This window comes from Microbispora bryophytorum (assembly GCF_006874465.1).
GTDB lineage: Bacteria > Actinomycetota > Actinomycetes > Streptosporangiales > Streptosporangiaceae > Microbispora > Microbispora bryophytorum.
On the sequence record NZ_VIRL01000009.1, the window covers coordinates 90,939 to 114,770 of the forward strand.

23 protein-coding genes are annotated in these 23,832 nt (G+C 72.4%); 5 read left to right on the plus strand and 18 right to left on the minus strand.

Going from position 1 to position 23,832, the window contains the following annotated elements:
• Nucleotides 1-39: 39 nt before the first annotated feature.
• The 11 genes from smc to FLX07_RS18150 all read right to left on the minus strand — a co-directional run bounded on the left by smc (nucleotide 40) and on the right by FLX07_RS18150 (nucleotide 12,766).
• Nucleotides 40-3,792 (minus strand): chromosome segregation protein SMC, encoded by a 3,753-nt coding sequence (gene smc / locus FLX07_RS18100; RefSeq protein WP_142571988.1) that lies wholly within the window; start codon nucleotides 3,790-3,792, stop codon nucleotides 40-42.
• 262 nt (nucleotides 3,793-4,054) lie between these two features.
• On the minus strand, nucleotides 4,055-4,249 hold the full coding sequence (locus tag FLX07_RS18105) for a hypothetical protein (protein WP_142571989.1): 195 nt from the start codon (nucleotides 4,247-4,249) through the stop codon (nucleotides 4,055-4,057).
• A 188-nt stretch (nucleotides 4,250-4,437) separates the two neighbouring features.
• Nucleotides 4,438-4,707 (minus strand): acylphosphatase, encoded by a 270-nt coding sequence (locus tag FLX07_RS18110; RefSeq protein WP_189105019.1) that lies wholly within the window; start codon nucleotides 4,705-4,707, stop codon nucleotides 4,438-4,440.
• A gap of 149 nt (nucleotides 4,708-4,856) precedes the next feature.
• Nucleotides 4,857-5,738 carry a bifunctional DNA-formamidopyrimidine glycosylase/DNA-(apurinic or apyrimidinic site) lyase gene (gene mutM, locus FLX07_RS18115; protein ID WP_142571990.1) on the minus strand — a complete coding sequence of 294 codons (882 nt, stop codon included), beginning with the start codon at nucleotides 5,736-5,738 and terminating at the stop codon, nucleotides 4,857-4,859.
• A 15-nt stretch (nucleotides 5,739-5,753) separates the two neighbouring features.
• Complete coding sequence (gene rnc, locus FLX07_RS18120; protein WP_142571991.1) at nucleotides 5,754-6,503, minus strand: ribonuclease III; 750 nt, start codon at nucleotides 6,501-6,503, stop codon at nucleotides 5,754-5,756.
• A gap of 247 nt (nucleotides 6,504-6,750) precedes the next feature.
• Nucleotides 6,751-6,930 carry a 50S ribosomal protein L32 gene (gene rpmF / locus FLX07_RS18125; RefSeq protein ID WP_030506036.1) on the minus strand — a complete coding sequence of 60 codons (180 nt, stop codon included), beginning with the start codon at nucleotides 6,928-6,930 and terminating at the stop codon, nucleotides 6,751-6,753.
• 1 nt (nucleotide 6,931) lies between these two features.
• Nucleotides 6,932-7,486, minus strand: a complete 555-nt coding sequence (locus FLX07_RS18130; RefSeq protein WP_142571992.1) for a YceD family protein — start codon at nucleotides 7,484-7,486, stop codon at nucleotides 6,932-6,934.
• 70 nt (nucleotides 7,487-7,556) lie between these two features.
• Complete coding sequence (gene coaD, locus FLX07_RS18135) at nucleotides 7,557-8,033, minus strand: pantetheine-phosphate adenylyltransferase (RefSeq protein WP_142571993.1); 477 nt, start codon at nucleotides 8,031-8,033, stop codon at nucleotides 7,557-7,559.
• A gap of 17 nt (nucleotides 8,034-8,050) precedes the next feature.
• Nucleotides 8,051-8,620 (minus strand): 16S rRNA (guanine(966)-N(2))-methyltransferase RsmD, encoded by a 570-nt coding sequence (gene rsmD / locus FLX07_RS18140; protein WP_142571994.1) that lies wholly within the window; start codon nucleotides 8,618-8,620, stop codon nucleotides 8,051-8,053.
• A gap of 372 nt (nucleotides 8,621-8,992) precedes the next feature.
• Entirely contained in the window at nucleotides 8,993-11,155 is a 2,163-nt protein-coding gene (recG, locus tag FLX07_RS18145; RefSeq protein ID WP_142571995.1) for an ATP-dependent DNA helicase RecG, read from the minus strand.
• A gap of 36 nt (nucleotides 11,156-11,191) precedes the next feature.
• Entirely contained in the window at nucleotides 11,192-12,766 is a 1,575-nt protein-coding gene (locus tag FLX07_RS18150) for a DAK2 domain-containing protein (RefSeq protein WP_142571996.1), read from the minus strand.
• Nucleotides 12,767-12,972: 206 nt separating this feature from the next.
• On the opposite strand from FLX07_RS18150, the gene rpmB reads away from it, so the two are divergent.
• Nucleotides 12,973-13,158, plus strand: a complete 186-nt coding sequence (rpmB, locus tag FLX07_RS18155; protein ID WP_079312702.1) for a 50S ribosomal protein L28 — start codon at nucleotides 12,973-12,975, stop codon at nucleotides 13,156-13,158.
• A gap of 101 nt (nucleotides 13,159-13,259) precedes the next feature.
• Nucleotides 13,260-14,120 carry an NAD(P)H-binding protein gene (locus tag FLX07_RS18160; protein WP_229689825.1) on the plus strand — a complete coding sequence of 287 codons (861 nt, stop codon included), beginning with the start codon at nucleotides 13,260-13,262 and terminating at the stop codon, nucleotides 14,118-14,120.
• A gap of 4 nt (nucleotides 14,121-14,124) precedes the next feature.
• On the opposite strand, the gene thiD is transcribed toward FLX07_RS18160, so the two are convergent.
• From thiD to FLX07_RS18175, 3 genes are all read right to left on the minus strand, one after another.
• Nucleotides 14,125-14,922 (minus strand): bifunctional hydroxymethylpyrimidine kinase/phosphomethylpyrimidine kinase, encoded by a 798-nt coding sequence (gene thiD, locus FLX07_RS18165; RefSeq protein ID WP_142571997.1) that lies wholly within the window; start codon nucleotides 14,920-14,922, stop codon nucleotides 14,125-14,127.
• A gap of 120 nt (nucleotides 14,923-15,042) precedes the next feature.
• The gene (locus FLX07_RS18170; protein WP_142571998.1) at nucleotides 15,043-16,641 is read right to left on the minus strand and encodes a hypothetical protein; all 1,599 of its coding nucleotides are present in this window, start codon (nucleotides 16,639-16,641) and stop codon (nucleotides 15,043-15,045) included.
• Between the two features lie 71 nt (nucleotides 16,642-16,712).
• A complete protein-coding gene (locus FLX07_RS18175) occupies nucleotides 16,713-17,681 on the minus strand; it encodes a thiamine-phosphate kinase (protein WP_142571999.1) in 969 nt (322 codons plus the stop codon).
• A gap of 47 nt (nucleotides 17,682-17,728) precedes the next feature.
• Here FLX07_RS18175 and FLX07_RS18180 point away from each other — a divergent pair, with 47 nt between their 5' ends.
• Both FLX07_RS18180 and FLX07_RS18185 read left to right on the plus strand, forming a co-directional pair.
• A complete protein-coding gene (locus FLX07_RS18180; protein WP_142572000.1) occupies nucleotides 17,729-17,962 on the plus strand; it encodes an Lrp/AsnC family transcriptional regulator in 234 nt (77 codons plus the stop codon).
• A 44-nt stretch (nucleotides 17,963-18,006) separates the two neighbouring features.
• On the plus strand, nucleotides 18,007-18,441 hold the full coding sequence (locus FLX07_RS18185) for a DUF3515 domain-containing protein (protein ID WP_142572001.1): 435 nt from the start codon (nucleotides 18,007-18,009) through the stop codon (nucleotides 18,439-18,441).
• Here FLX07_RS18185 and FLX07_RS18190 read toward each other — a convergent pair whose 3' ends face one another.
• The 3 genes from FLX07_RS18190 to FLX07_RS18200 all read right to left on the minus strand — a co-directional run bounded on the left by FLX07_RS18190 (nucleotide 18,442) and on the right by FLX07_RS18200 (nucleotide 21,503).
• Nucleotides 18,442-19,557, minus strand: a complete 1,116-nt coding sequence (locus tag FLX07_RS18190) for a D-alanine--D-alanine ligase family protein (protein WP_142572002.1) — start codon at nucleotides 19,555-19,557, stop codon at nucleotides 18,442-18,444. It abuts the gene before it with no gap.
• A gap of 75 nt (nucleotides 19,558-19,632) precedes the next feature.
• Entirely contained in the window at nucleotides 19,633-20,640 is a 1,008-nt protein-coding gene (locus FLX07_RS18195; RefSeq protein ID WP_142572003.1) for an NAD(P)H-dependent glycerol-3-phosphate dehydrogenase, read from the minus strand.
• A 53-nt stretch (nucleotides 20,641-20,693) separates the two neighbouring features.
• On the minus strand, nucleotides 20,694-21,503 hold the full coding sequence (locus tag FLX07_RS18200; protein WP_229689824.1) for a lysophospholipid acyltransferase family protein: 810 nt from the start codon (nucleotides 21,501-21,503) through the stop codon (nucleotides 20,694-20,696).
• Between the two features lie 77 nt (nucleotides 21,504-21,580).
• On the opposite strand from FLX07_RS18200, the gene cofC reads away from it, so the two are divergent.
• Nucleotides 21,581-22,231 (plus strand): 2-phospho-L-lactate guanylyltransferase, encoded by a 651-nt coding sequence (gene cofC / locus FLX07_RS18205; protein ID WP_142572004.1) that lies wholly within the window; start codon nucleotides 21,581-21,583, stop codon nucleotides 22,229-22,231.
• Nucleotides 22,232-22,348: 117 nt separating this feature from the next.
• Here the strand turns inward: cofC and FLX07_RS18210 are convergent, their stop codons facing one another.
• Complete coding sequence (locus tag FLX07_RS18210; RefSeq protein WP_142572005.1) at nucleotides 22,349-23,812, minus strand: MFS transporter; 1,464 nt, start codon at nucleotides 23,810-23,812, stop codon at nucleotides 22,349-22,351.
• Between the last annotated feature and the right edge of the window lie 20 nt (nucleotides 23,813-23,832).

Genomic DNA, 23,832 nt, shown 5'->3' on the forward strand with positions numbered 1-23,832 from the left:
CCCAGATGGCCCGCATTACTCCAGCCAGGGGCGAACTTCCTAGACCTTCTCGCGGAGGCGCTGGCTGACGACCTGGGTGACGCCGTCGCCGCGCATCGACACGCCGTACAGCGCGTCGGCGATCTCCATCGTGCGCTTCTGGTGCGTGATCACGATGAGCTGTGAGGTCTGTCTCAGCTCCTCGAACAACGTGAGCAGCCGCTGGGTGTTGGTGTCGTCGAGCGCCGCCTCCACCTCGTCCATCACGTAGAACGGCGACGGGCGGGCCTTGAAGATCGAGACGAGGAACGCGACCGCCGTCAGCGACCGCTCGCCGCCGGACAGCAGCGACAGGCGCTTGACCTTCTTGCCGGGCGGCCTGGCCTCGACCTCGACGCCGGTCGTCAGCATGTCCTCGGGGTCGGTCAGCAGCAGGCGGCCCTCCCCGCCGGGGAAGACCCGCTGGAAGATCTGCCCGAACTCGCGCGCCACGTCCTCGTACGCCGCCGCGAAGACCTGCTCGACCCGATCCTCGACCTCCTTGACCACGAGCAGCAGGTCGCGCCGGGTCTTCTTCAGGTCTTCGAGCTGCGAGGTGAGGAAGGCGTGCCGCTCCTCAAGGGCGGCGAACTCCTCCAGCGCCAGCGGGTTGACCTTGCCGAGCTGGGTCATCTGCCGCTCGCCGGTCCTGGCCCGCTTCTCCTGCTCCTCCCGCACGTACGGCACCGGCGGGTCGCCCGGCACCGGCACGCCCGGCCCGTATTCGGCGATCAGCGGTTCGAGCTCGATGCCGTACTCCTCCAGGGCTCGCTGCTCCATCTGCTCCAGGCGCAGCCGCCGCTCGGTCCTGGCCATCTCACTGCCATGGACCCGGTTGACCAGGCCGTCCAGCTCGGAGCTGAGCTCACGCACGCGCAGGCGCACCTGCTTGAGCTCGGCGTCGATCTGCCCGCGCGCCCGCTCGGCCTCGTCGCGCTCCTCGGCGGCACGCGCGAGCGAGCCCTCCAGGGCGTTCAGGGCGGCACGCGCGCCGTCGGCCACCGCCGCGGCGATCTCCGCCTGCCTGCGGCGGCGTTCCCGGTCGGCCGCGGCCTGGGCCCGGTCCTGCCGCTCGCGCTGGGCCGCGCGCAGCAGGGCGTCGGCGCGGCCCGCGATGCCCCGCACCCGCTCCTCTGCCGTACGGACGGTCAGCCGGGCCTCCATCTCGGCCTGCCGGGTGACGCCGCACGCGGCGGCCAGCTCGTCGCGGGTGTCGGTGGTCGGCTCCGCCTCCAGCTCGGCGGCGTACTCCGCCTCGGCGAGCTGCTCCTCCAGCTCCACGACCGCGGCCTGGGCCTGCTCGCGCGCCTCCTGGGCGTCCACCACGGACCGGCTCAGCCGGGCCGCCTCGTCCTGGGCGGCCTTGACGGCGGCCTCCAGCCGGGCGAGCTGCTTGGCCGCCGCCGCGGCCCGCTGGTCGGCCTCCCGCTGCCTGCCGCGCAGGCGGTCGAGACCGGCCTGCGCCGCGTTCAGCCCGTTCTGCGCGGCGTTGACGCCGCTCTGGGCGACGCTCACGCCGGTCTGCGCCTCCGTGACCCGCCCCTGCGCCGTCTCCAGCGCGAGCTGGAACTCCCGCTCGGCGGTCACCGCCTCGGCCAGCGCCTCCGCATGCCGTTCGGCCCCGGCCCTGGCGGTGGCGAGATCGGCGGCGGCCTCGTCCAGAGCCGTACGCATCTGCAGCAGCGAGGAGCCGCCGCCCGAACCGCCGTGCGCGGCGTGGACGGCGAGCAGGTCGCCGGACGTCGTGACGGCCCGCAGCTCCGGATAGGCGTCCACGACCTTGCGCGCGGTGAGCAGGTCGGGCACCACGACCACGCCGGACAGCAGCGCATCCACGGAGGGGCGCAGCTCGTCCGGCACGGTCACCAGGTCGGCGGCCCACTCCGCGCCCGCGACCGGCGCCTCCGGCCGCGCAGCGCCACCTTGTCCACCGCCGCTCTGTCCACCGCTCTGTCCGCCGCTCTGCCGCTCGGCCGCGACCAGCAGGGCGGCGCGGCCGGCGTCGGCCTCGCGCAGGTGCTCGACGGCGGCCACGGCGGCGGTGAGCGAGGCGACGGCCACCCCGTCCACGGCCAGCACGGCCGCGACGGCCGCCTCCGCCCCCGGGCGTACGGCGAGCAGCGTGGCGATCGGGCCGAGCACGCCGGGCAGACCGGCGCCGAGCAGCGCGGCGGCCCCGTCCGCTCCCCCGGCCAGGCTCATCTCCAGGGCCTCGCACCGCGCCTGGAGCGCGGCGACCGTGCGCTGCGACTCCTGGTCGGCCGCCCGGGCCGTGCTCACGGCGGCCTTGGCGGCGGCGAGCGCGTCCCTGGGCGCGGCCAGACCGGCCCGTGCCCGCTCCACGACGGCCTCGGCCTGCTCGGCCACGGCCCTGGCCTCCTCCACGGCGGCGCGGGCGAGGTCCACGCCCTCCTGCGCGGCCTCCAGCTCGGCCGCGAGCTCGGGGTCGGCGGGCGACTCGTCGAGCTCCTGCGCGTCGAGCTCGTCCTGGGCCTGCTCCGCGCGCCGGGTGGCGTCCTCGACGGCCTTGGCGAGCCTGCCGATCTCGTCTCCGGCGGCCCTGGCCCGGCTCCTGGCCGACTCGACCTGGCCGCGGAGGCGGGCGAGGGCCTCGCGGCGGTCGGCGGCGGCGCGGGCGGCGGCGGTCAGGCGCCGCTCCTCGGCGGCCAGCGCCTCCTCGGCCTCCGCGCGGACCTCGACGGCGGCCGCGAGCCGCTCGCGCGCCTCGTCCAGCTCCTCCGCCAGCGCCTCCTCCTGCTCCCGCACCTCGGCGGCCTCGCGCTCCAGCTCTTCCGGGTCGCGCCCGCGTCGCTCGATGGACGCGGCGTCCGCGGCGTGCCGGCGCCGTTCGGCCGAGAGGCTCTCCACGCCGCGCAGCCGCTCTCGCAGGGCGGAAAGGCGGTAGAAGGTCTCCTGCGCGGCCTTGAGGCGCGGCTGGGCCTCGTTCTCGGCCGCCTCCAGCTCGGCCTCCCGCCGCTGGCCCTCGGCCAGCTCCGCCTCCACCCGGGTGCGCCGCGCCTGCACGGCCGCCTCGTCGGCCTCCTCCCGCTGCAGCGTGTCGCGGAGCGTGATCACGTCGTCGGCGAGCAGCCGCAGCCGCGCGTCACGCAGGTCGGCCTGGATGACGGCCGCCTTACGGGCGATCTCGGCCTGCCGGCCCAACGGTTTGAGCTGGCGGCGCAGCTCGGCCACGAGGTCCTGGACGCGGTTCAGATTGGCCTGCATCGCGTCGAGCTTGCGCAGGGCCTTCTCCTTGCGCTTGCGGTGCTTGAGTACGCCCGCGGCCTCCTCGATGAACGCCCGGCGCTCCTCCGGCCCCGCGTGCAGCACCTGGTCGAGCTGGCCCTGGCCGACGATCACGTGCATCTCCCGGCCGATGCCGGAGTCGGACAGCAGCTCCTGGATGTCGAGCAGGCGGCAGGTGTCGCCGTTGATGGCGTACTCGCTCTGGCCGGACCGGAACATCAGCCGGCTGATCGTCACCTCGGTGTAGTCGATCGGGAGCGCGCCGTCGGTGTTGTCGATCGTCAAGGTGACCTCGGCGCGGCCGAGGGGCGGGCGGCTGGAGGTGCCCGCGAAGATCACATCCTCCATTTTGCCGCCGCGCAGCGACTTGGCGCTGTGCTCGCCCATCACCCACGCGAGGGCGTCCACGACATTGGACTTTCCGGAGCCGTTGGGGCCCACCACGGCGGTGATGCCCGGCTCGAAGCGGAGGGTGGTGGCCGAGGCGAAGGACTTGAAGCCGCGTAAGGTAAGCGTCTTCAGGTACACGTCCGCCCCCCTCGGTGCCGCCTGGCGCTGGGGGGAAAGACTACAGCTCCCGAGGGCCGGTTACGGGGGGATAGGCACCGGCGGTCCGCCTGGGTGAGGAATGCGGGTAGGGCAAGCCGGGCAGTTCGCCCATCTCGCCCGCAACCCGGTTGTTTATGATCGATCAGCCGGCGAATCAATTGCCGGGGAACGACGGCGGAAATGGCAAGGGACGCCTTTGCGGGGCGTCCCTACAATCCTTTTTCCCGTTTCCTGCCGGACCTCAGGTGAGAGCCGGCTCGCGATCCTGCAGCCGGACCAGGGCCTCGTCACGAGTTTGCGCTTCGAGCGCGTCGTTCTGGGCCTGGAGCCGGTTGAGTTCTGCCTCGAGGTCGCGGATGCGCTGCTGGAGACGGCGCATTTCCGAGATCATCCGAGGATCAGGACCGCCGACGTGGCCGAGTAGAGCCTTCGCCATAGTAAAGGGTCCTCCACGCTGAGTGACCAGACTGGTTCGCGCACTTCATGCCGCGGGAGGGGTGCGCGTGGTTCCTCTCAAGAGTCGCACCGGCAATGGAGACGGTCAAGTCGAACGCTCCGCACAGGCGTGCCGGTGGGCACTCTCGCTAGGTAAATATACCGGATTTAAGGGGTTTGAGGGAAGCCCTACCTCTCGACAAACCCGGCGATACTTCTCTTCGCATCGCTCCAGCGCTCGACCACCCCCTCAACGCGGCCGGGCGTGTCTCCGGTGCGTAACAACGACAGGAGCCGCTCGCACGACTCCCTCGGGCCCTCGGCGACGACCTCGACCCTCCCGTCGGCCAGGTTCGAGGCCCACCCGACGAGCCCGAGCTCCAGTGCGCGGGCACGGGTCCACCAGCGGAACCCCACACCCTGCACCCGTCCCCGGACCCATGCCGTCAACCGAACCACGCCTACAAGTATCCAGATCGACTCCGGCCACCGCAGCGGGGGGTGCCTGATGCCGCTCCGGGCGACGGCGACGGGACGACACGACGGATCGACACGACGACGGGACGACACGACGGCGGGGCGGGGATCGGCGGGAAGGCGTTGAGAAGCTAAGGCCGGGCGTCGCTCGGGCGGGGCTGGCACTTCGGGCAGCTGTAGGAGGACCTGTTCATGAACGCCTCCCGCCGGACGGGCGTCCCGCAGCGGCGGCAGGGCTCGTCCCGCCTGCCGTACACGGCGAGCGAGCGGTCGAAGTAGCCGCTCTCGCCGTTGACGTTCACGTAGAGGCTGTCGAAGGACGTGCCGCCCTGTCCCAGCGCCTCCGTCATCACCGCGCGGACCGCCGCCAGCAGTTCGGTGATCTTCGGCCGGGTCAGCGTCTCCGTCGGGCGCGCCCAGTGCAGGCGCGCGCGCCACAACGCCTCGTCCGCGTAGATGTTGCCCACCCCGCTGATCAGCGACTGGTCGAGCAGCGCCCGCTTGATCCCCGTACGGCGCAGCCGCAGCCGCACGGCGAACTCCGCGTCGTCGAAGGCGTCCTCCAGCGGGTCGGCGGCGATGTGCGCGATCGGCTCGGGCACCGCCCGCCCCCGCCCCGCGACCATGGGCGCCACCAGGAGGTGCCCGAAGGTGCGCTGGTCGACGAAGCGTAACTCCGGGCCGCCGTCGGTGAAGCCCACACGCACGCGCAGGTGCTTCTCGATGGGCGACAGCGGGTCCACGACGAGAAGCTGGCCGCTCATGCCGAGATGGGCGATCAGCGCCTCACCGGGCTCCTCCTCGCCACGGCCGCCGTCCCGCAGTGGCAGCCACAGGTATTTGCCGCGCCGCTCGGCCGACGCCGGCGTGCGGCCCTTGAGCTGGTCGGGCAGTTCGCCGACGTTGCGGCGCACCGCCCGGGGGTGCAGGACCTCGGCCGCGGCCACCGTCCGGCCGGCGACCCAGCTCTGCAGGCCCCTGCGGACGACCTCGACCTCGGGCAGTTCGGGCATGTGCCGCCTTCCAGCTCAGGCGCGTACGGGGCCGGCGCCCTCGCGGGCGTCGCGGAGCGCGCGGATCGCGGTCCAGGCCGCCTCGGCCGCCTGCTGCTCGGCCTCCTTCTTGCTGCGCCCGGAGCCCTTGCCGTACTCCTTGCCGCCCACGCGCACGACCGCGGAGAACGACTTGGCGTGGTCGGGCCCGCTCTCGTCCACGTGATACTCCGGCACGCCGAGCATCTCGGCGGCGGTGAGCTCCTGCAGGGACGTCTTCCAGTCGAGCCCGGCGCCCAGCGACGCCGACCGCGTGATGAGCGGGTCGAACAACAGGTGAACGACGCGGAACGCCTCGTCCAGGCCCTTGTCGACATACACCGTGCCGATCAGGGCCTCCAGCGTGTCGGCCAGGATGGACGACTTGTCTCGTCCGCCCGTGCCCTCCTCGCCGCGGCCCAGCCGCAGGTATTTGCCGAGGTCGAGCGTCCTGGCGACGTCCGCGAGCGCGCGCATGTTGACCACGGCGGCGCGCAGCTTGGCGAGCTGGCCCTCCGGCAGGTCCGGGTGGTTGCGGAACAGCGTGTCCGTCACCACGAGACCCAGCACCGAGTCGCCCAGGAACTCCAGGCGCTCGTTCGTCGGCAGCCCACCGTTCTCGTACGCGTACGAGCGGTGCGTCAGCGCCCGTTCGAGGATGCCGGTGCTGAGCCGGACATCCAGACTCTGGAACAGCTCGTCTCTCGCGACCTCGACGGGCACGGGCTTTACAGACGGCGCGGCCATGAAAATCCTCCCAACTCCTAGGTGCAGGCAGGGCCGTGCACGGGAGGCAGGTGGACCGGCCGAGGGCCCGAAGGCGTGGTGGACGCCGGTCCGCCGGGAGCCGATGGCTCCGGCGTCCACCACGGCCGCGGGCGCGCATGTCCGTGCGTACCGTCCAACCGCCATCGCACGTTCCCTTGAAGCACGGTAACGCCGACCGGCTCGTTCTGACGATCCGGCCGGCGTACCGACGTTCCCTTACGCGCGATCAGGCCGACGGCTCGACGACCTGACGGCGGTTGTAGGTGCCGCAGGTCGGGCACGCAACGTGCGGGCGCTTGGGCGAGCGGCACTGCGGGCAGCTCACGAGTGCGACCGCCGCCGCCTTCCACTGGGACCTGCGGGCGCGGGTGTTGCTCCGCGACATCTTCCGCTTGGGGACGGCCACGTCAACCCTCCTGATCGTCTTCCTGTTCCACAACCAAACCCTGCAGCGCCGCCCAGCGGGCGTCGATCGCTTCGTGCCGATGGTCAGGGCCGGCCTCCGCCAGCCTGATCCCGCACTCCGCACACAGACCGGGGCAGTCATCACCGCACACCGGGCTCAGCGGCAGTGCGAGCACCACCGCGTCACGGAATACCGGCTCGAGATCGAGCAGTTCGCCGTCGAGGAGCAGATCGTCCTCTCCGGCGTCCTCCGCCGAGTAGAAGTAGAGCTCCTGGAAGCCGACCTCGATCTCCGAGGTCAACGGGTCCAGGCAGCGCGAGCACTCCCCCGTCAGGGGAGTGCGCGCCGTGCCCGTGACGAGCACGCCCTCCATCACCGCCTCGAGCCGGATGTCCAGCTCGACGTCGGCGTCCTTGGGAACGCCGATCATTCCGACCGCGAGGTCCGCCGGTGCCGGGAGGACCGGGCTGAGCGTGCGCATCGATCCCGGTCGACGTCCCAGGTCGTGGGTGGAGATCACCCATGGGGCTCGGGGATCGAGGGTGTGCAGACTCATCCTGCTCTCGTTAGGCATGGCGAATCACCGCCGTCGTGCAAGGCTGAAAGGCAAGAATACCAGCCCTCGTTCAGCCCCTGAGCCGCTCCACCAGCAACTGGTGGACGAGGTCGGGGACCAGCCCCGACACGTCCCCGCCGTACCGCGCGATCTCCTTGAGCCTGCTGGACGACAGGAAGGAGTACTCGGGGTTGGTGGACATGAACAGTGTCTCCACGCCCGACATCCGGTAGTTGAGCTGGGCCATCTGCAGCTCGTAGTCGAAGTCGCTGACCGCGCGCAGGCCCTTCACGATGGACGGGATGCCCTGCTGCCGGCAGAAGTCGACCAGCAGACCGTGGAACTTCTCCACGCGGACGTTGCCGTACTCCTTCGTGACCGCCTGGAGCATCTCGATGCGCTCGTCGACGGTGAAGAGGCTGCGCTTCTCGACGTTGATGAGCACGGCCACGACGACCTCGTCATACAGCCGTGACGTCCGGCCGATGATGTCCAGATGTCCGTTGGTCACGGGATCGAACGACCCCGGGCAGACGACACGACGCAAGGCGCACCCCCATAGATTCACGGGTTCCCGGCTGCGTGACCGTACCAAACGGCGGCTTCGCCGTATCGACGGACCCTGTCTTCCGTGAAGCCCGCGGGCCACACCAGGTCCTTACCCCTCGACTCCCGCTCGACGGCCACGAGCGCGCCCTCCGCGAGCCAGCCGTTGTCGCGCAGCGCCTCCAGCAGCCGGGAGACCGCCTCGTCGGAGACGGCGTAGGGCGGATCGGCGAAGACGAAGTCGTACGGCTCCTCGCACGGCCGGCCCACCACCCGCTCGGCCTTCTCGGCCCGCAGGGACGCCCCCGGCAGCCCGAGCGACGTGATGTTCTCCCTGATCGTGCGTGCGGCCCTGGCGTCCGACTCGACCAGCAGCGCGTGGGCGGCCCCCCTGCTCAGCGCCTCGAGTCCGACGGCGCCCGACCCGGCGTACAGGTCGAGGACCCGGATCCCGTCCAGCGGGCCGAGCGCGGAGCCGACGGTGGCGAACAGGCCCTCCCGGGTGCGGTCGCTCGTCGGCCTGGTCGATCTGCCCGGCGGGACGGCCAGCCGTCGTCCCCCCGCCGTCCCTGCGATCACCCGCGTCACGTCTTCATTGTCCCGCCCGCGACGGCCCGCCCGGGACGGCCCTCCCGGGACGGCGGGCGAAGGATCCCGGAGGGGCACGAGGTCAAGAGTGGGCAAGCGGCGGCGACGAATGAGTAAGAGCCGTATCGCGGGGTCCGTCACATGCGCATCATGAGTTCTGCGGCCTTCACGGTGACCCAGGGGAGGCCGGCCGGCGTGGTCGTGAGCCCTTCCGCACGTCGGCGCCCTCGGCACCTGACCCGAGGGTGGGCCCAGCCAGGGGCGGCATTCGGGGGGAGGCCGTCCCAAGGCTGGGCCCTGGGTCGTCAACGGGCGTCGTGTTCACACGGCGCCCGTTTCAATTTCCCGCCCGCACACCGGCGGCACCGGCGGTCACGCCTTCTCGAGGAACTCGGCGCGTTCACCGGCGACCATGGTGTCGATCTCGGCACGCAGGGCCGGGTGGGCCGACAACTCGGAGTCGGCGGACAGCAGGGCGGTGGCCTCGGCCCGGGCGCTTTCGATCACGTCCTCGTCGCGCAGAAGCTGCAGCAGCTTGAGCGAGGACCTGCGCCCCGACTGGGCGGCGCCGAGCACGTCGCCCTCCCGGCGCTGCTCCAGGTCCACGCGGGACAGCTCGAACCCGTCGAGCGTCGTGGCCACCGCGTCGAGCCTGCGGCGCGCCTGGGCGCCCTCGGGAGCCTCGCTCACGAGCAGGCACAGCCCGGGCAGGCCGCCCCGGCCCACCCGCCCGCGCAACTGGTGGAGCTGGGAGACGCCGAAGCGGTCGGCGTCCATGATGACCATCACCGACGAGTTGGGGACGTCGACGCCGACCTCGATGACCGTGGTCGCGACCAGAACGTCGATCTCGCCCCGGGCGAAGGCCCGCATCGCCGCGTCCTTGTCCTCCGGCGCGAGCTTGCCGTGCAGCACCTGAATCCGCAGGCCGGCCAGCGGCCCCTCCCCGAGCATGCGCGCGACGTCGAGCACCGCCAGGGGCGGCCTGCGCTCGTCGTCGTCCTTCGCCAGGTCGCCCTCGTCGCCCTCCTGATCGCCGATGCGCGGGCACACCACGTACGCCTGGCGGCCCAGGCCGACCTCCTCACGGACCCGCTGCCAGGCGCGGTCGAGGAAGTGGGGCTTGTCCGCGGCGGGCACCACGTGCGTGGTGATCGGGGCCCGGCCCGAGGGGAGCTGGGACAGCGTGGAGACCTCCAGGTCGCCGAACACGGTCATGGCCACCGTGCGCGGGATCGGCGTCGCCGTCATGACCAGCACGTGGGGGCGCCCGCCGCCGCCCTTCTCGCGGAGGGCGTCGCGCTGCTCGACGCCGAACCTGTGCTGCTCGTCCACCACGACCAGCCCGAGGTCGGCGAACTGGACGTGCTCCTGGAGCACGGCGTGGGTGCCGATCACGATGCCGGCCGCGCCGCCGGCCGCGTCGAGCAGCGCGGCGCGCCGCGCCGCGGCCCCCATCGAGCCGGTGAGCAGCGCGACCGCGGTGCCGCCGAACATCCCGCCGGTCGCCAGATCCCCCAGCATGTTCACGATCGACCGATGGTGCTGCTGGGCGAGGACCTCGGTGGGGGCGAGCAGCACGGCCTGCCCGCCGGAGTCCACCACCTGGAGCATCGCGCGCAGCGCGACCACGGTCTTGCCCGCGCCGACCTCTCCCTGCAGGAGCCGGTGCATGGGGTGCTCCCGGGCCAGGTCGGCGGCGATCTCCTCGCCGACCTGCCGCTGCCCCTCGGTGAGCTGGAACGGCAGCCGCTTGTCGAACTCGCGCAGCAGCCCGTCGTCGCACCCCGGGCGGGCCCTGGCGAGCCAGGCGGACGCGGCCATGCGCCGCCGCACCAGGACGGCCTGCAGGACGAACGCCTCGTCGAACTTCAGCCGGTCGTGCGACCGGGCGACGTCCGCCTGGCTTCGGGGCCGGTGGACGCGCCGCAGCGCCTCCTCGATCGGCAGCAGCCCCAGCCGCTCCCGTATCTCGGCGGGCACCGGATCGTCCAGGCTGAGCACGTCGAGCACCGTGCGCACGGCCCGCCGGATCTTCCAGCTCGGCAGCCCCTGGGCGGAGGGGTAGATCGGCACCAGCGCGGAGGCGAACTCCTCGGCCGTCTCCTCGGTCTCGTCGAACGACTCGTACTCGGGATGGGTGAGCGAGACGCGCCTGGTCCTCCCGCCGACGAACACGCCGACCTTGCCGGAGAACATCGCCTCGGTGCCCGGGGTGAGCCGCTGCTCGGCGACGTAGGCGCCCTTGCCGAAGAAGGCCAGGTGCAGCTTCTCCTTGCCGTCGGTCACCTCGATGTCGAGCCAGGTGCCCTGCCGGTTCTTCATCGGCCTGCGCACCGCGGACGACACCTTGGCGACCACGGTGACGTGCTCGTCGTGCTCCAGGGACGCGATGGGCGTCAGCTCCCCCCGCTGCGCGTACCGCCGCGGATAGTGGCGCAGCAGTTCACCGACCGTACTGATGCCCAGCGCGCTCTCCAGCGGGGCGGCCGACCTGCCGACCGCCTTCTTGAGCGGCTCGTCGAAGCTCGTCACGACACCAATTCCTACCCGTACAGGCCGACAATCCGGCTACTCGACGCCGATCAGAAGGGGATAGCCGCCCTGCCCGCCCTCGTACACGACGATCTCCAGGTCCGGGCGGACGCGCTCCAGGTGATCGCGTACCGCCCGCAGGAGCGCCTCGGGCGCGCCGGCTCCGGTGACGATCGTGACCATCTCGCTGCCGCCGGAGACCAGGCGCCGGACGACCTCCACCGCGGTCGCGGCCAGGTCCGCGCCGATCAGCGCGACCTCGCCGTCCACCACCCCGAGCACGTCACCGGGGCGGCAGATCCCGGCGCTGGTCATCGCCTCCCGATCGGCCACCCACACGTGCCCGTGGCGGGTGTGCCCCGCGGCGTCGGTCATGGCCACGATGTCGTCGTCGAAGCGGCGCAGCGGGTCGTGCACAGCCAGCGCGGCCAGGCCCTGCACCGACGCCCGGGTGGGCAGGACGCTGACCGTCACACCCTCCTCCCTGGCGATCTCCGCGGCGGCCACGGCGACGTCGTGCACGGCCGCGTCGTTGGGCAGCACCGCGACCTCGGTCCCGGCCTCGCGTACGGCCCGCAGGAGGGCCGCCGCCGCCGGCGCCGAGCCCGGCTCACGCCGCACGACCACCGCTCCCGCCTCCCGGAACAGCGCCGCCAGGCCGTCTCCCGCGGCGACCGCGACGACGCCCCTCGCCGGGCCCGGCTCGTGCGGCCGTCCCCCGAGGTAGGTCACCCTGATCCGATGCGGGCGCCCGGCCCGCAGCCCGGCCTCGATCGCCGCGCCCGCGTCGTCCACGTGGACGTGGACGTTCCACAGACCCTCCCCGCCGACGATCACCAGGCTGTCCCCCAGCGCGTCGAGCTCGCCTCTCAGCCGGTCCACCTCGTGCGCGCCCGCGTCCAGCAGGTACATGACCTCGTAACCCGGGCCGCCCGCGTCCCGCCGCCCGAGCTCCTCCGGCGCGATCCGCCGGGCCGGGGCGGGCACCTCGTGCCGCTCGCTGTACGCCTCGGTCACCACCTCGGCCAGGCTCTCCAGCACGATCACCAGCCCGGCCGCCCCCGCGTCCACCACGCCGTTGCGGGACAGCACGCCGAGCTGATCCGTCGTGCGGCGCAGGGCCCGCCGCGCCTCGTCCGCCGCCCGGCAGGCCACCTCGGTCAGGTCGTCGGGCGCGTCGCGCACCGCGTGCGCCGCGGCCGACAGCACGCTCAGCACCGTGCCCTCCACCGGCCGGGCCACCGCCGCCCTGGCCATCTGGGCCGCCCTCGTCAGGCCGTCGCGCAGGTCGGCGCCGCCTCCCCGCGCGCGCCCGAGCACCTCGCCCAGGCCCCTGACGGCCTGGCTGACGATCACCCCGGAGTTACCCCGCGCGCCGAGCAGGGCCCCGCGCGTCAGGGCCTCCCACGTGGCGCCCGCGTCCGCGTCGCCGGGCAGCGCGTCCACCGCCTCGGCGGCCGACAGGATCGTGAGGTGCAGGTTCGTTCCGGTGTCCCCGTCGGGCACGGGGAACACGTTGAGCGCGTCGATCTCCGCCCTGGCCCGGCCGAGGGCCGCCGCGCAGTGGCGTGACCAGCGGCGCACCGCGGGGGGATCGAGCACCTTGAGCATCGGCCGACCTTCCTTCCGCGCGCTCCAGCCCCTCGATGCGCTACCGTTGGCGGGTACGAGACTATCCCCGTCCGCCGGAGTCCCGTTTGGCGTGCACCGGCGAACATCGGATATCCTCGTGTGGCCAGCCGGTTGTCCCGGCATTGCTCGGACGAGCCGCTTCATCCGGCGCCGGGCCGATCGACTGATTCAAAGGAGCGATTACCGTGGCTTCCGTCTGCGACGTCTGCGCCAAGAAGCCGATTTTCGGCAACAACATCTCCCACTCGCACCGCCGCACCCGCCGCCGCTGGAACCCCAACATCCAGACCGTGCGCGCGGTGGTCAACGGGACGCCGAAGCGGATGAACGTCTGCACCTCCTGCATCAAGGCGGGCAAGGTCTCGCGCTGACCGTCTGACTTTCGCGAGAGCCCGCCACCGGATCGGTGGCGGGCTCTCGTGCTCCCGTGACCGGCGACGGCGAGGATGCGTACCGGAATATTCCTGGCACGGTGCGGTTGATCACGGTCATGGCCCAGATTCTCGTGACGGGCGCGACCGGCAACGTCGGCCGGGAAGTCACCGCTCAGCTCATATCCGCCGGTGTCCCGGTGCGCGCGTTCGTCCGCGATGCCCGGACGACCCGCCTGCCGGAAGGCGTGGAGATCGCGACAGGAGACCTGTCCGAGCCCGAAACCCTGAAAAGGGCGCTGAACGGGATCACGACGGTGTTCCTTGTCTGGCCCTTCCTCACGTCCGAGGGCGCGCCGGCCGTCCTCGCCACGATCGCGGGCTCCGCCCGCCGCCTCGTCTACCTGTCGTCGTCAGGCGTGCACGAGGACGCCGGGCGGCAGACCGATCCGATCAACCAGCTCCACTCCGACATGGAGAGCCTCATCGAGGCGTCGGGCCTGGAATGGACCATCCTGCGTGCCGACACGATCGCCTCCAACGCGCTGGGGTGGGCCGGGCAGATCCGGCAGGACGGTGTCGTACGCGGCCCCGACATCGCCCCCACAGCGGTGGTGCACCAGGCAGACGTCGCGGCCGCGGCGGCACGCGTGCTGACCGGCGACGGGCACGTGGGCACCACGCACGTGCTGACCGGACCACAGGTGGTGAGCAGGGCCGAACAGGTCCGCTTGATCGGCGAGGCGATCGGCCGTCCGCTGCGCTTCGAGAAGGTCCCCGTGGAGGCGGCTCGGGAGCGGATGCTCGCGGACGGAAGGCCGCCCGCCCTGGTCGAGGCACTGCTGGCGAGCACGCGGCGACCCCGCTCCGACCTGATCACCTCGACGGTGGAAGAGATCGTCGGAAGGCCCCCGCGAACATTCAGCGAATGGGCCGCCGACCACGCGGCCGACTTCCGCTGACCACTCAGGCGTCCGCCCGCATCCGCCAGCCGTGGTCCACCGGGCCGATGCCCGCGCCCAGGGGGAAGCCGTGCGCGATCGCGCCCGTGACGTACTCCTTGGCCCGCCGTACGGCGCCGGGCACGTCCTCGCCGAGAGCGAGGTACGACGCGATCGCCGAGGCGAGCGTGCAGCCGGTGCCGTGGGTGTGCCGGTTGTCGTGCCGCTCGGCGGTGAAGCGGTGCGCGCTCGCCCCGTCGGTGAGCAGGTCGACCGGCTCGCCGGGGAGGTGGCCGCCCTTGATCAGCGCCCATTTCGGACCGAGGGCCAGCACGGCCTCGGCGGCGCGGGGCAGGTCGTCCTCGTCCTCGACCTTGACGCCCGTGAGCTGCTCGACCTCCCACAGGTTGGGGGTGACCACGGTCGCGGCCGGCAGCAGCACGCTCTTGACGGTCTCCACGGCCTGCGGCGCGAGCAGGCTGTCGCCGTGCTTGGACACGCCGACCGGGTCGACCACGACGGGCACGGTCACGCCCGCGAGCACCTCCGCGACGGTCTCCACCAGCACGGACGACGCCAGCATCCCCGTCTTGATCGCCTGAGCTCCGATGTCGCCGAGGACCGAGTCGAGCTGTGCCCGCACCGCCTCCGGGGGCAGTTCCCAGTAGCCCTGCACGCCCAGTGAGTTCTGCGCCGTCACGGCCGCGATGACGCTCATGCCGTGCACGCCGAGGGCCAGCATGGTCTTCAGGTCGGCCTGGATGCCGGCGCCGCCGCCGGAGTCCGAGCCCGCGATGGTCAGGACACGTGGTGGGGTGGTCATGCGCCCATCCAACCAAAACGCCCGCCGCTCCCCGGAGAACACCCCTTCCCCGGCCGCGCGGACCCGGTGGGGGCGGTGTCCCGGACCCGCTGGGGTCGTTGTCAGGACCCGGGGGCGCTGTCAGTCGCCCCGCCCGGAGGAGCCGGAGTTGGTCACCTCGCATCGCCCCTCGGAAAGCACGCAGCCGGCCGGTGCGGCCGACGCGCCGTCGGCGTGGACGATCAGCGTCAGCGTGCCGCCCTCGGCCAGCGCGGCCCGCGAGCTCAGGGTCAGGGTGTCGCCCTGCTGCCGCCAGTCCGCCCCCTCCACCGCGGTCACCTGCCCGCCGGTGGCCAGCCGGATGGTCCATGCGCGCAGGGCCTGGCCCTCGTTGCGTACGGCGATCCGGGCTGTGTATCCGCTCTCGTCACGGGCCGACACCGTGAACCGCACCCGCACCGCCGGATCGCCGCCTGCGAGTGTGGATCCCGCCCGCGCCGTGTTCGTACGGTTCGTGTGGTCGGCGCCGGTCGTGTGGTTCGTACCGGCTGCGTGCTCGCTGTCGCGGCCGTCCTCGCCGCCTCGGGTGTTGGCAGTGTCGTCCAGCGTGGTCTCACCGGGAGCCGCGCCGCCGTCGGACGCGGTGCCCGTGTCGTCCGTGTCGTCCGTGTCGTCTGTGCCTTCCGGGGCCGCCGTGACGGCGGCGGGAGCATCGCCCACCCGCGGAACCGCGTGGGCCGACGCGCCCGGGTCGGTGGTGGACCGGTCGGCGGTGGACCGGGCGGTGGTGGACGGGGCGCGCGTACGGGCGGACGCGTGGTCGCCGTCCCGGCCCTTCGAGGCCGGCGTGGCCTGGGGAGCCGCCGGTCCGCCCTGCGCCGCCTCGTTCTTCCCCGTGTCGCTGTTCTTCCCTGTGTCGTTCCGGCCCGTTTCACCCTGATCGACATTGGTTGAGCCGGGGTCGTCCTGGCCGTTCCGGGCCGCGTCTCCGGTCGGGTCGCCGGTGGGATCGCCCGGGGCGGGTGTCTCGCCGAGGGCCTGGCCTGAGCCGGACGCTGCGTACGGCCCGTCCGCGTCGGCGCAGTTCTCCGAGACCGGGCAGGCCGTCGTCGGCTGCTCCATGGACAGAAAGGTCCGCCCGGCGACCAGCCGGGCGCCGCCGGCCGTGACGCCCACGGCCAGCAGCACCGACAGTCCCGACACGAGCGCCAGCCGCCGCATCCGTCTCGGCTGCTTCGCGCGGTCGTCCCGATCCTGCCCGGGAAGGCCCCGGTTTCCGGCGCCCCCGGACCCCACCAGACGCTCGGCCGGCGCCCGCCGCTCCGGCGATGCCGGGCTCTCGGGCCCCAGACTCCCGGGCTTGATGCTCTCGGACTCCAGCCTCTCGGATTCCAACCTCTCGGGCGAAAGTGCGGCGAACATCCGGGTCGTCGCCTCCGACGGCGGCACGGGCCACAGCACGGCGCCGGCGGTCGGCGGACCACCACCGGTCGGCAGACCACTACCAGTCGCCACACCACCAGCGGTCATCTGCGAAGGCGGCGCCGGCCAGGGCGCGGCCCCGCCGCCCGGCTGCGGCCCGGGGTGGCCGGGCCCGGGAAGGGGCTGCGGGGAGTCGTCCGGCGTCGCCGGAGGGCGGAAGGCCAGGTGCTCCGGGCTCCCGCCCCTCTGCGTGGGGTCGTCCGGAGCCGGGGAGGGCTGTCCCTCTCGTGCCCTGCGTCCTGTCGTGTGACGGCCCATGACGGTCCTTCCTGTTGCCCGACCGCCATACTTAATAACAGATCTAATACGCCTATGTCACAAAATTCACATCATGCCCGGAAGTGATCCCAGCCCCCTCGGGCCCAGGTCTGCCCGTCGACCCGCACTCCGCGCCCCTCCGCGACCACCCCTATGCGCGTCCACTCGGGCGGCAGTCCCACCTCAGGAGGGAACGTCGCGGCCAGGGCGTGATCGTCCCCGCCGGTCAGCACCCACTCCAGGGGATCCGCGCCGAGGTCGCGCGCCGCCACGGACAGCGCCTGCGGCACACGCAGAGCGGCGGCGTCCAGTTCGACGGCCACGCCGCTCGCGTCGGCGACGTGACCGAGGTCCTGCAGCAGGCCGTCGCTGACGTCGAGCATCGCCGTCGCGCCGAGCAGCGCGGCCCGCGGGCCGCAGGGGTACGGCGGCCGGGGACGGCGGTGCGCCTCCAGCAGGGTCACGAGATCCGGGGAACCGCCGGTCACGCCCGCCCCGAGCAGGGCCAGGCCGGCCGCCGCGTAGCCGAGGCGGCCCGCCACCGCCACCACGTCGCCCGGACGCGCGCCCGACCGGGTCACCGGGGACCGGCCGCCCAGATCGCCCAGCGCGGTCACACCGAGCACGACGGTCTCCGAACGGGCGATGTCGCCCCCCGCCACGGTCGCCCCCACCAGGTCGCACTCGTCGCGGAAGCCGTCGGTCAGGGCGTCCACCCAGTCGGCGCCGACGTCGGCGGGCAGCCCCAGGCCGACCACGAGGGCGGTGGGATCGGCCCCCATGGCAACGATGTCGGAAAGATTCTGCGCCGCGGCCTTACGGCCGATGTCGTAGCCACTCGACCAGTCGCGGCGGAAATGCCGCCCCTCGATCAGCAGGTCCGTGCTCACGACAACCCGCCCGTCGGGGGCCTTCAGGATCGCGGCGTCGTCGCCGGGGCCCAGCAGTACGGCCGCAGTACGCGGAAGACGTCCCGATATCCGCTGAATTACTCCGAATTCACCGAGATCTCCAACTGTGATAGCACACCCCCAGGGCATTCGAGGTACGGTTACGCTCCGGCACTGATCTCTACCCGGAGGACGTCATGGTGCAGGCCTACATCCTTATCCAGACCGAGGTCGGCAGGGCCGCCAACGTTGCCGAGGAGATCTCCTCCATCCCCGGGGTGACACAGGCCGAGGATGTCACCGGCCCCTACGACGTGATCGTCCGCGCGCAGGCCGGCAACGTGGACGAGCTCGGCAAGCTCGTGGTGGCCCAGATCCAGGCGGTGAACGGCATCACCCGCACACTCACGTGCCCGATCGTCCACATCTGAGCGGAACACGAGCCGGAAAGACGATGCGAGAGGCGAAGGGACCCATGCGCGCCGCGCCGGCAGTCACGGCGCTGGCGGCGCTCGCCCTGCTCACCGGCTGCTCGTCCACCGTCCACGTGGAGCCGCCCACCCCCACCGGCGAGGCGGCGGCGGCCTGCCTCAAGCTCGACGCGGCGCTGCCGAAGACGCTCGACGGACTCGGCCGGGCCGGCTCCGAGCCTCCCTCGCCGTACGTCGCCGTCTGGGGTGACGGCCAGATCGCCCTGCGCTGCGGCGTGCCCCGGCCGGCCGCGATGGAGGCGACGGCGGAGGTCGCCGACATCAACGGCGTCGGCTGGTTCCAGGACCCACGCCGCCCGACGCTGTTCACGTCCACCAACCGCGTCGCGTACGTCGAGGTGACGATCGGGCAGGAGCACCAGGCCGGGGCCGTGCTGGTCGACCTGGCCGAGCCGATCAAATCGAGCATCCCGGAGTAGCTACCGCAGGCCCGCACGCCGGCGCAGCGCGAGCTGGATCAGATGGTCGACCAGGCCGGCGTACGGCAGGCCGGTCGCCGCCCACAGCTGCGGCGCGACCGACAGCGATGTGAAGCCCGGCATGGTGTTGATCTCATTGACGATCAGCTCGCCCGAGGGCGTGTAGAAGAAGTCGACCCGCGACAGGCCCTCGCAGCCGAGCGCCTCGAACGCGCGCACGGCCATGGACCGCAGCGTCTCCGCCACCTCAGCCGGAATGTCGGCCGGCGCCTGGAGCGCCATCTGGTCGGGGTAGTACTTGGCCTCAAAGTCGAAGAACTCTCGCTCGCCCCGCACGAGCACCTCGCCGGGGACGCTCGCCTCGGGCGCGGCGTCGCCGAGCGACTCCAGCACCGCGCACTCGATCTCCCTGCCGACGATGGCGGCCTCGACCAGCACCTTCGGGTCGTGCTCGCGGGCGACCTCAATCGCCGCCTCCAACGACTCGGGGTCGTGCGCCTTGGAGATGCCCTGCGACGACCCGGCCCTGGACGGCTTGACGAACACCGGCCAGCCCAGTTCCTCGATCTCCTTGAGCACGCGGTCGCGGTCGAGCCGCCAGTCACGGTCGCGTACGACCACGAACGGGCCGACCGGCAGCCCGGCGGCGCGCAGCACGAGCTTCATGTACGCCTTGTCCATGCCGACGGCGCTGGCCAGCACACCGGAGCCGACGTAGCGGACACCGGCCATCTCCAGCAGGCCCTGGATCGTCCCGTCCTCGCCGAACGGCCCGTGCAGCATGGGGAACACGACGTCCACCCGGCCGAGCGCACGCGGGATGTCACCGGATTCGAGGGCCACGAGGGCGCCGGAGTCGCCCGGAAGCGCGAGCGCCACGCCGGAGTCGTCCACGACAGGCAGACGGCCCGACTCGATCGCGTAGGACTGGTCGCCCGACGCCAGCACCCACCGCCCGTCCTGGGCGATGCCGATGGGGATGACCTCGTACTTCGTCCGGTCGACGGCCTCCAGCACACTGCCGGCGCCCATCAGGGAGACGGCGTGCTCAGAATTGCGTCCGCCGAAGACGACTGCCACGCGTACGCGTGACGGGGACTCGCGATCCTCATTCATGATGCCCGAATCTACCGTGTTCGAGGTGCAAAACGGCTTGTCAGCCGCGCGCGTCGTGGAGGTCCGAATCGCAGATCAGACGCCGTAGCGCTCCGGTTTGGGGGTGCGCGACATCAGTAGAACAGCGGCCTCACCGGGGGTCATGCCGTCGTGGACGACGCCGACGACCACCTCGGTAATGGGCATCTCCACGTCGTGCTTCCTGGCCAGTTCGAGCACCGACTCGCACGACTTCACCCCCTCGGCCGTCTGCTTCGTGGCGGCGACGACCTCGGCCATCGTCATGCCGCGGCCCAGGTTCTCGCCGAAGGTGCGGTTGCGCGACAGCGGCGAGGTGCAGGTGGCGACGAGGTCGCCCATTCCGGCGAGGCCGGCGAAGGTGTGCTGGTCCGCCCCGAGCACCGCGCCCAGCCGGGCGATCTCGGCCAGTCCCCGCGTCATGAGCGTCGCCCGCACGTTGTCGCCCAGGCCCATACCGGCCGCGACGCCGACGGCCAGCGCGATGACGTTCTTGACCGCGCCGCCGAGCTCGACGCCCACCACGTCCGGATTCGTGTAGGTCCGGAACCACGGCAGGTGACACGCCTCCTGGAGCCGGGCCGCCACCTCCTCGTCGGAGCAGGCGATGACGGCCGCGGCGGGCTGCCGCTGGGCCAGCTCGGGGACCAGGTTGGGCCCGGAGATCACGGCCACCCGGCGCTCCGGCACCTCGGCCACCTCACAGACGACCTCGCTCATCCGCCTGCAGGTGCCGAGCTCGACGCCCTTCATCAGGCTGACCAGCACGGCCTCCGGCGGGATGTGGGGCTTCCACACCTGGAGGTTGGCGCGCAGCGTCTGCGACGGCACCGCGAGGACCACGAAGTCGGCGCCGTCCATGGCCTCGGCGGGGTCCGTCGTGGCGCGGATCGTGTCGGGCAGCCGTGTCCCCGGCAGATACTCGGGGTTCTCCCGGGTCTCGTTGATCGCGTCGACGACCTCCGCCCGCCTGCCCCACAGAGTCGTGGACGTGCCGGCCTCGGCGAGGATCATCGCGAACGTGGTGCCCCACGAGCCCGTTCCGAAAACAGCCGCCCTGCTCACTGGCCGCACCACTCCTCTTGCTCCGCGCACTCCTCCCTAACCGTACGCTCCGCTCAGCCGTTGCCCGCGTTCTTGGGGTCATAAGGGGTCTCCGGCGCTTTTTCGTCCCGAATCTCGGCGAGCAGTCCGGTGACGGCGGCCGTGATGTCCGCGGTCGCGTTGCGCAGGACCGAGCCGCGCATGGGCTGCCCGGCGTACTTGGACAGGTCGACCGGCGGCCCGGCCAGCACGTGGAAGGTCTTGCGGGGCAGCAGCCGGGGCTTCTTCGCCCCGTACGGCAGCAGCTCCTGGGCGCCCCAGTGGGCGATGGGGATGACCGGCACGCCGGTCGCGAGGGCCAGCCGGGCGACGCCGGTCTTGCCGGCCATCGGCCACAGCTCGGGATCGCGGCTGATCGTGCCCTCGGGATAGAACAGGATGCAGGCGCCCTTCCGCAGCCGCTCCTCCGCGGTCTTGAGCGACTTGGTGGCGTCGGTGCTGTTGCGCTCGACGGGAATCGCCTGGAGCTGGGTGACGGCGTGGCCCAGCAGGGGGATCCGGAAGATCCCCGCCTTGGCCAGGATCGTCGGCCAGCGCCCGTTGTTGTACAGGTAGTGCGCGAGCAGCACGGGGTCGGACCACGACAGGTGGTTGGCCGCGATGATCAGCCCGCCGCTGCGGGGGATGTGCTTCCCACCGCGCCACCTCCGCTTCACGAACAGCCGTGAGATCGGCTTGACGACGACGACCGCGAGCCCCTCCCAGAAGCGCGGCGGACGGCCGGCACGCCGGTTCACCGTGGCGGGGGCGGGCGCCGCGGGTGTCGCCGGGTGCGCGCCCGGGGAGGCGGTCGGGTCGGACGATGGTCCGCTGGGGTGGCTCACAGGGTCTCCAAATCACCGGGATCCGGCACAAGTCTCCCGGTTGGCCAAGGGCGATGTCGAGGCGGGATGCTACAGGCATGCACCTCGTGCGATGGTCAATAGTGGTCCCGGTGAAGACCCTGATCCGGGCCAAGACGCGACTCGCGGCGGCGGCCGGACCGCACCGGGCCGATCTGGCGGTCGCGGTGGCCTCCGACACCGTGGCGGCGGCGCTGCGGTGCCCGCTGGTGGCCCGCGTGGTGGTCGTGACGGCCGACCCGCTGCCCGCGCGGCGGCTGGCCGCGCTCGGGGCCCACGTGGTGGCCGATCCCGACCGGGGGCTGAACACCGCTCTGCGGACTGGGGCGCAGGAGGCCGTACGGCTCGCGCCCGGCGACGCCGTCGGCGCCCTGCAGGCCGACCTGCCCGCCCTGCGGCCGGCGGAGCTGGAGACGGTGCTCGCGGCGGCGCCGGAGTTCGACCAGGCGTTCGTCCCCGACGCCACCGAGGTGGGAACGACCTTCTACGGTGTGCGGCCGGGCGTGCCCTTCCGGCCGGGGTTCGGCGGCGAGTCGCGGGTCAGGCACCTGTCCCGGGGGGCCAAGGAACTGACCCCGCCGGGGATCGCGTCCGTGCGCAGGGACGTGGACACCGTGGAGGACCTGCGCGAGGCTCTGGTCCTGGGCGTCGGCCCCGCGACCGCCGAGGTCGCCGCCCTGATCCTCGGAGGCACGACCCCCCGGCCGTAGCGGGCGGTCGCGACCGCCCCGCCGATCGGGGCGGGCGGACGTGGGCGAAGGCGGCCGGACACGCGGAAGGCGACCACGCCGAGCCCCCGCTCCGGCGTGGTCACCAGTGCGGTCGCGTCAGTGGGCCGCTTCCGCGTTCTCGCGGGCCTGCTTGGGCAGGAGGAAGGCCACCGCGAAGGTGAGCAGGAGCATTCCGGCGACCACCCACAGCGTGATCTTCATGGCATGGTCGAAGCTCCCGGCGGTGGGCACGTCGCCGAGCAGGTCGAAGAAGACCGTGCCGAGCAGGGCCACGCCGAACGCGTTGCCCAGCTGCTGCACCGCCGTCAGCGTGCCGGACGCCGAGCCCGTCTCGTGCTCCTCCACGCCGGCGAGCACGATGTCGAAGAAGGGCGACATCAGCAGGCCCATGCCGACTCCGCTGACGACCAGCGCCGGGGTGAGCTGCCAGGGGCTGACGTGCATGCCGGCGAGGTTCAGCGTGAGCAGGACGCCGAGCACGCCCAGCGTCATGACCAGGGTGCCGCCCTGGAGCAGCTTGCGCCCGAACTTCTGCAGCCCCTGCGCGAGCCCGAATCCGAGGATCATGCCGCCCGACCAGGGAACCATCGCGAGCCCCGCCTTGAGCGCCGAGTAGCCGAGGCCCATCTGGCAGTAGAGGTTGAAGGCCAGCATGAACCCGGCCATGCCGGAGAAGAACACCATGCCGGTGAACAGGCCGCCGGTGAACGCGCGCTTGCGGAACAGGCTCGGCACGATCAGCGGGTCGCCGCCCGCGCGGCTGCGGCGGGCCTGGAACCAGCCGAAGACGGCGAAGACGACGACCGAGGCGGCGAGCATGACGAACGCCCACGCGGGCCAGTCGTGCTCGCGGCCCTGCACCAGCGGATAGATCACCAGGAAGGCGCCCACGGACGCGAGCGCGACCCCGGCCAGGTCGAGTCGCGGCGGCCGCGGCGACCTCGACTCGGGCAGGAAGCGCAGCCCGGCGACGAGCGCGGCCACGCCGAGCGGCAGGTTGATGAAGAAGATCATCCGCCAGCTCGTGCCCCAGAAGTCGGCCGTCACGAGCCAGCCCGCGAGGATCGGACCGCCGACGGCCGACAGACCCATGACCGGTCCGAACATGCCGAACGCCCTGCCCATCTCCGCGGGCGGGAACATCTCCTTGATCATGCCGAGGCCCTGGGGCAACATGACCGAGCCGAACAGGCCCTGGATCACCCGGGCGCCTATCAGCATCTCGGGCGACTGGGCGACGGCACACAGCAGGGAACCCACGGTGAACCCGGCGGCGCCGATCAGGAACATGCGCCTGCGGCCGAAGATGTCCCCGAGCCGGCCGCCGGTGATCAGGCCCACGGCCATCGAGAGCGTGTAGGCGGCGCCCAGCCATTGGATGACGGCCTCGGAGCCGCCGAGGTCGGCGCGCATCTCGGGTGCCGCGATGTTGGTGACCATCGCGTCGAGAAGGTCCATGACCTCCCCGGCGAGGATCACAAAGAGAGCGGCCCAGCGCCAGCGGTACGGCGCCTCGGTCGCCGGCGCCGACGGCACCGCCGCCGTGATGGATTCGGACATCACCCCTCCTTCTGATGACT

Bases quoted from the DNA above. Each gene is read 5' to 3' on its own strand.
- FLX07_RS18105 (WP_142571989.1), bottom strand. From the start codon at position 4,249: ATGGCGAAGGCTCTACTCGGCCACGTCGGCGGTCCTGATCCTCGGATG.
- mutM (WP_142571990.1), bottom strand. From the start codon at position 5,738: ATGCCCGAACTGCCCGAGGTCGAGGTCGTCCGCAGGGGCCTGCAGAGC.
- rnc (WP_142571991.1), bottom strand. From the start codon at position 6,503: ATGGCCGCGCCGTCTGTAAAGCCCGTGCCCGTCGAGGTCGCGAGAGAC.
- FLX07_RS18130 (WP_142571992.1), bottom strand. From the start codon at position 7,486: ATGAGTCTGCACACCCTCGATCCCCGAGCCCCATGGGTGATCTCCACC.
- FLX07_RS18150 (WP_142571996.1), bottom strand. From the start codon at position 12,766: ATGCTCAAGGTGCTCGATCCCCCCGCGGTGCGCCGCTGGTCACGCCAC.
- thiD (WP_142571997.1), bottom strand. From the start codon at position 14,922: ATGACCACCCCACCACGTGTCCTGACCATCGCGGGCTCGGACTCCGGC.
- FLX07_RS18170 (WP_142571998.1), bottom strand. From the start codon at position 16,641: ATGGGCCGTCACACGACAGGACGCAGGGCACGAGAGGGACAGCCCTCC.
- FLX07_RS18175 (WP_142571999.1), bottom strand. From the start codon at position 17,681: ATGCCCTGGGGGTGTGCTATCACAGTTGGAGATCTCGGTGAATTCGGA.
- FLX07_RS18180 (WP_142572000.1), top strand. From the start codon at position 17,729: ATGGTGCAGGCCTACATCCTTATCCAGACCGAGGTCGGCAGGGCCGCC.
- FLX07_RS18185 (WP_142572001.1), top strand. From the start codon at position 18,007: ATGCGCGCCGCGCCGGCAGTCACGGCGCTGGCGGCGCTCGCCCTGCTC.
- FLX07_RS18190 (WP_142572002.1), bottom strand. From the start codon at position 19,557: ATGAATGAGGATCGCGAGTCCCCGTCACGCGTACGCGTGGCAGTCGTC.
- cofC (WP_142572004.1), top strand. From the start codon at position 21,581: ATGCACCTCGTGCGATGGTCAATAGTGGTCCCGGTGAAGACCCTGATC.
- FLX07_RS18210 (WP_142572005.1), bottom strand. From the start codon at position 23,812: ATGTCCGAATCCATCACGGCGGCGGTGCCGTCGGCGCCGGCGACCGAG.